The 4,826-nt window shown below is 70.1% G+C and carries 5 protein-coding genes; 2 read left to right on the top strand and 3 right to left on the bottom strand.

Annotated features, from left to right (window positions below; all coding sequences use genetic code 11):
• Genes ABFS34_15745 through ABFS34_15735 form a run of 3 tightly spaced genes read right to left on the bottom strand, consistent with a single transcriptional unit; the run spans nt 1 to nt 2,423 of the window.
• Nucleotides 1-957 (bottom strand): sulfotransferase, encoded by a 957-nt coding sequence (locus ABFS34_15745; protein MEN8376880.1) that lies wholly within the window; start codon nt 955-957, stop codon nt 1-3.
• Nucleotides 954-1,832, bottom strand: a complete 879-nt coding sequence (locus ABFS34_15740; GenBank protein ID MEN8376879.1) for a cytochrome c — start codon at nt 1,830-1,832, stop codon at nt 954-956. Before ABFS34_15740 ends, ABFS34_15745 begins: the two co-directional genes overlap by 4 nt.
• A 9-nt stretch (nt 1,833-1,841) precedes the next feature.
• Entirely contained in the window at nt 1,842-2,423 is a 582-nt protein-coding gene (locus ABFS34_15735) for a matrixin family metalloprotease (protein MEN8376878.1), read from the bottom strand.
• Between the two features lie 437 nt (nt 2,424-2,860).
• Between ABFS34_15735 and ABFS34_15730 the strand changes: the two genes are divergently transcribed.
• Together ABFS34_15730 and ABFS34_15725 are read left to right on the top strand one after the other, a co-directional pair.
• A complete protein-coding gene (locus ABFS34_15730; protein MEN8376877.1) occupies nt 2,861-3,274 on the top strand; it encodes a cytochrome c in 414 nt (137 codons plus the stop codon).
• 116 nt (nt 3,275-3,390) lie between these two features.
• Nucleotides 3,391-4,734, top strand: coding sequence for an RNase adapter RapZ (locus ABFS34_15725; GenBank protein ID MEN8376876.1), 1,344 nt, complete (start codon nt 3,391-3,393; stop codon nt 4,732-4,734).
• Nucleotides 4,735-4,826 lie beyond the last annotated feature (92 nt).

Raw genomic sequence — 4,826 nt, 5'->3', positions numbered from 1 at the left:
CTAGATCGGAGGTAGGCGAAATAGGCCGCGCAAGCGGTCCGAGAGCAGCGCGCGACGCAACGCACCACCGCGCGCATAGCGCAGCGGGTAGCCGAGTTCGGTAAGTAGCTGCCCCTGGTGGAGCTCGAACTTGCGCACTTGAGGGTCGGTGAGGTCTATGTCGGCCGGGTCGACGGGCGCCGGACCTACGAAGCCTTCCGGGTAGGCCTCGGTCGAACGCGTGTTTTCACTCGCTCCCGCCATCGGGATGGTCCCGAAGTCCCGCCCCGTTCCGGTGTCCAGGGCGTTGTCGCCCACCGCCCTCTCCAGCAGACCGGCGTCGGCCTTCAGACCCAGCCAGCGGAACAGCTCCCCCAGGTGTCCCGCCGGGTCGCGACGCACGTCCTCGTAACGAACCTCCCGGTATGCGCTCGCCTCCGGGACGAGGTCGCGGATGGCGCGACCGGAGCGAACGCGGTCGCCCCAACGATCGGCGGCCCGCCAGATGGTGTCCGGCGCCCAATCGCTGCCCCACCCCGACGCCGCACGTAGCAGAGACGCCGCCACCGCCCGGCCGTCGCGTATCACGTGCAGGAAGCGGGCACGCGGCAACACGCGCAGGATGAACTCGGCGTGCTTGCAGTGGATGGGCGTCTTCTCCAGGAAATACCGGGCCGGGATGTCCGGGGCTTCCAGCGCCGACACGGCTCCCCAGAAAAGTCGCTCCACAACCTGCCGGAACTGGTCGCTCGTCCAGTACTCGGACACGCCCACCGGCCGGTCGCGACGGCGCCGGAACTCGCGGTCGGCGTCCGCGAAAGAGCGGAAGAAATGGGTCTCCGGGCCGGTGACGACCCCGGGGTGTGACGCCAGCAGGGACTGCAGCCAGGTCGTACCGCTGCGGGGCGCTCCGACTACTACCAGCACGTCTACATCGAGCGTCCATGCGGCCCGCTCCAGCGGGTCTCTGGGGGTCACTCCGCCACGACTACCGCGGGGACCTCGCGTAAATGGGCCCACAGCGCCGCGAGTTCCTGGTCGGTCATGGCGCGAAACGCCTTCCACGGCATCGCCTCGGCGATCTCCGAGCCGTCCGGCCGCACTCCCTCGCGCATGGCCGCGCGGAACTGCTCCTCGGTCCAGTCGCCCAGGCCGGCGGCGTGCGGAGTTAGGTTGGGGGCCGGCGCGGGCCCGCTAGCGCCGCCGGCCAGGTTCTCGCCGTGGCAACTCTGGCAGGCACGCGCCAGGTGCGCCCCGTACTCGGCGGTCGGCCCCGCTGGAGGGGGCTTGGGCGGCGAGGACTCGTGGTCGATCACGTCCGCCGCGACCAGCGGCGCCAGGCCGCTCGCATAAAGCGCACGCGCCACCGGCCCCAGGCTCGTGGCATCCAAGCGCCTGTTGGACGGTTCGGCCGCCTTGACGAATTCGATCACGGCCGCGATCTGATCGTCGGCCAGGTAGTAGAAGTACTCCGATGGCATCAGCACCAAGCCCCGCCCCTCGGCGTCGATCCCGTGGCGGATGGCGCGAACCCAATCGCTGCTGTTATAGCGCGCCGCCGCGCCGTCGCCGCCTCTGGTCAGGTTGGGGGCGGTGATGCGCCCGAACACGGGATCGTCCGTCAAGACGCTGCCTCCCAGGTCCGGACCGTGGCATTCGGTGCACCCGTGCACCGTGGCGAGCCGGCTGGCTTCCTCCATGTTCAGCGCCGTCGCCACCTCCAACGGGCGCGGCTGGACTTCCCACAACCGGCGCAGGCGGTACTCGCTGACGCCATAAGCCGCCACTACAAGCATCACCAATACGGCGATCATTCCAACGAACACCGCCCCCACCGTGCGAATCAGGCCCATCTCGCCCCCTCAGTGATTCCTGGTCACCAGCGCCCCGCCCGGTAGGCGATACAATGCCAGCGATGTCCTGTGGTCGCGTGTGGTGAGTCGCCGCGCTGTTCGCTGGGGGTACATGACGTCCGCTTCCCGATCGCTGTGCGGCAGCCCCAGCGCGTGGCCCATCTCGTGGACCGCGACCAGCTCCACCTCCTCGGGCGTGCGGAGGCGGGTTGCACCTCCCGAGGCGTGGGTCGTCAACTCGAAGCGCGGCACGGCGAACCGTTCCACGCCGTCACGCACGGCCCATTCTACGCGCGCGCGGCCCAGACGCGAGTCCGGGAGTGAACGGACCCACGTCACGGTGATGTCCGAGCGGTCCTCCGGGCGGGTGGTGACGCCGATCGCCAGGGGCGCTCCGTCCCACGCGCTTATGCCGCGGGCAGCCGCGTCTCGCAGGCGCCTCCCCGCCGACGGATCCAGTCCGGCAGGCGCCGGAATGAACACCGACAATCCTCTCACTTCGTCGGGCCAGCGAAGCACTCGGAAGGAGGCCGAGTCGCTGAGAGAGGCGCACAGGTACCCCACGTCGAGACAAACTTCGTCCGCGGCCAACGTAATCTCCGCCTCCGGGGGGGAGGCGAGTTGGCCGGCCGATCCGGCCCCTTCGCCGTCGGCACAGCCGGCGAGCAAACAGACAACGCCGAGCCGGGCGCATGAAGTCGACCAGGATCCGGTATCGCCCATCGTGCTCCAGAAGCTGGACGCCGTTGATGCCGCGGGTGAACGGCTCGTCCTCGAGCGTACGCCGCGATTCATAAGCAGTGAAGGCGTGCACCACAACGCCGAACCGCTCTTCCTTGCGGCCAATCTCCTGCTCGAAGAAGCCCGTTTCCACCGGCCCGGGTCCCGCCTGCGCCACGTATGGTCGGGCGACCGGATGAGCAGGGCGCCGCGTCCCGGAAGTCTGCACTCCGGGATCAGCCTCGCGTCGGCGTGGAAGAGCGACCGGGAGTGGCCGCGCCGGGACGAACCCGTCTATCATAGGGACCATGGACCTACGCAAGTTAGGCTTCGGAGCAACGGCACTCTGCGCCGCGGCTACGCTGATGCTCGCCGGCTGCGCGCCACAGGACGGCGGCACTGCCGGCGACGACACGGCGGCCGTGGTGTCGCCCGCTCCGCCGGCGGCGCTGGCGTCGGGACGCGACCTGTTCGACGCGCACTGCGCCGAGTGCCATGGGCCCGCCGCCAGCGGCACCACCCAGGGGCCGCCGTTGGTCCACGACATCTACCGGCCTGGACACCACGCCGACGTATCCTTCCACCTGGCCGTGCAGCGCGGATCGCGCGCGCACCACTGGAATTTCGGGGACATGCAGCCGCTGCCCGGGGTGCCCGCCGATCGCGTGCAGGAAATAGTCGACTACGTACGCTGGCTCCAGCGCGAGGCGGGCGTCCGCTGACCGACGAGAGCCTCCGCTCGCTTTTTCGACGGCGCTTCTCGGTCGACCCGACGTCCGTCGAGCGACTCCGCCAGGATGGTTCGGCGCGCCGCTACTACCGGCTGCGCGCCCCCGGCATGGAGTCCGTGGTCGGCGTGCTCGGAGCCGACGCCGAGGAAAACCGCGCGTTCCTCTCCTTCTCCACGGCCCTCGGAGAAGCCGGCCTGCCGGTGCCCCGGGTGTACGCCGAGACGGAGGACCAGATGGCCTACCTGCTGAGCGACCTCGGCGACGCGACGCTCTTCGAGACGGTCGCCCGGGCGCGGGCTGCGCGGCCTGACGATGCCTTCCCCGGCGACGCGCTGGATCTCTACCGCAAGGTGATCCGCTGGCTCCCGCGCTTTCAGGTCGAGGGGGGGCGCGTCGTCGATTTCTCGGTCGCGTACCCGCGCGAGGCTTTCGACGCGCGCTCCATCCTGTGGGACCTCAACTACTTCAAGTACCTGTTCCTCAAGCTGGCCGACATCCCGTTCAGCGAGGCCCGGCTGGAGGACGACTTCCGGACTCTCGCCTCGTTCCTCGCCGGCGCGCCGGCCGACTACTTCCTCTATCGCGACTTCCAGAGCCGGAACGTCATGATCGTGGACGGTGAGCCCTGGTTCATCGACTACCAGGGCGGACGCCGTGGCGCCCTCCAGTACGACGTCGCGGCGCTGCTGTACGACGCCAAGGCGGCGCTGCCCGAGTCGGTACGCGAAGACCTCCTGGCCACCTACCTGGACGCCCTGGGGGAGGTGGCCACTGTGGACCGCGACGAGTTCGTGCGCTTCCTGCGGCCGTTCGTGCTCGTGCGCATCCTCCAGGCGCTGGGAGCCTACGGCTTGCGCGGGTTCTACGAGCGCAAGCCGGGATTCCTGGCGAGCGTCCCGTACGCCGCGGCAAACCTGCGGCTGCTCCTCCGGGACGACCCGCTGGAGCCCGCGATCCCGGAGCTGCGTGCCGTCCTGCGGCGAATCGCCGACGACCCGAGGTTCGGCCACCGCGATGCCGCCCCCTCCACCGGCCTAGCGGTGCGCGTTGGGAGCTTCAGTTACAAGCGTGGGCTACCCGCCGACGACTCCGGCCACGGCGGGGGCTTCGTCTTCGACTGCCGCGCCATCCCCAACCCCGGCAGGCAGGAGGCGTTCGCCCATCTCACGGGCCTGGACCTCCCGGTGCGCGACTTTCTGGAGGCGCTGCCGGAGGCGGCCGCGTTCTGGGACTCGACCCGGGCCCTGGTGGACGCGCAGATCGCCACGTACCGGGAGCGCGACTTCGACAGCCTGACCGTGCACTTCGGGTGCACCGGCGGCCAGCATCGGTCCGTGCACTTCGCCGAGGTGCTTGGGGTGCACGTGCGCGCCGCGCACCCGGACGTGGCGGTCACCGTGGAGCACCGCGAACGCGGGTCCTGGCCCGAGGCCCCGGCGGAGCCCCGCTAGCAGGTCGCTGAAAAAGGGGAGTGCGGCCGCGAGCAGGGGGCTTGCGGGCGTCCAGGGCAGGAACGACGAGGAGGCATAGCCTAAGCTATGGC

The sequence above is a fragment of the Gemmatimonadota bacterium genome (assembly GCA_039715185.1).
Lineage (GTDB): Bacteria > Gemmatimonadota > Gemmatimonadetes > Longimicrobiales > RSA9 > DATHRK01.
This window is presented reverse-complemented; position numbering and strand designations above follow the sequence as displayed.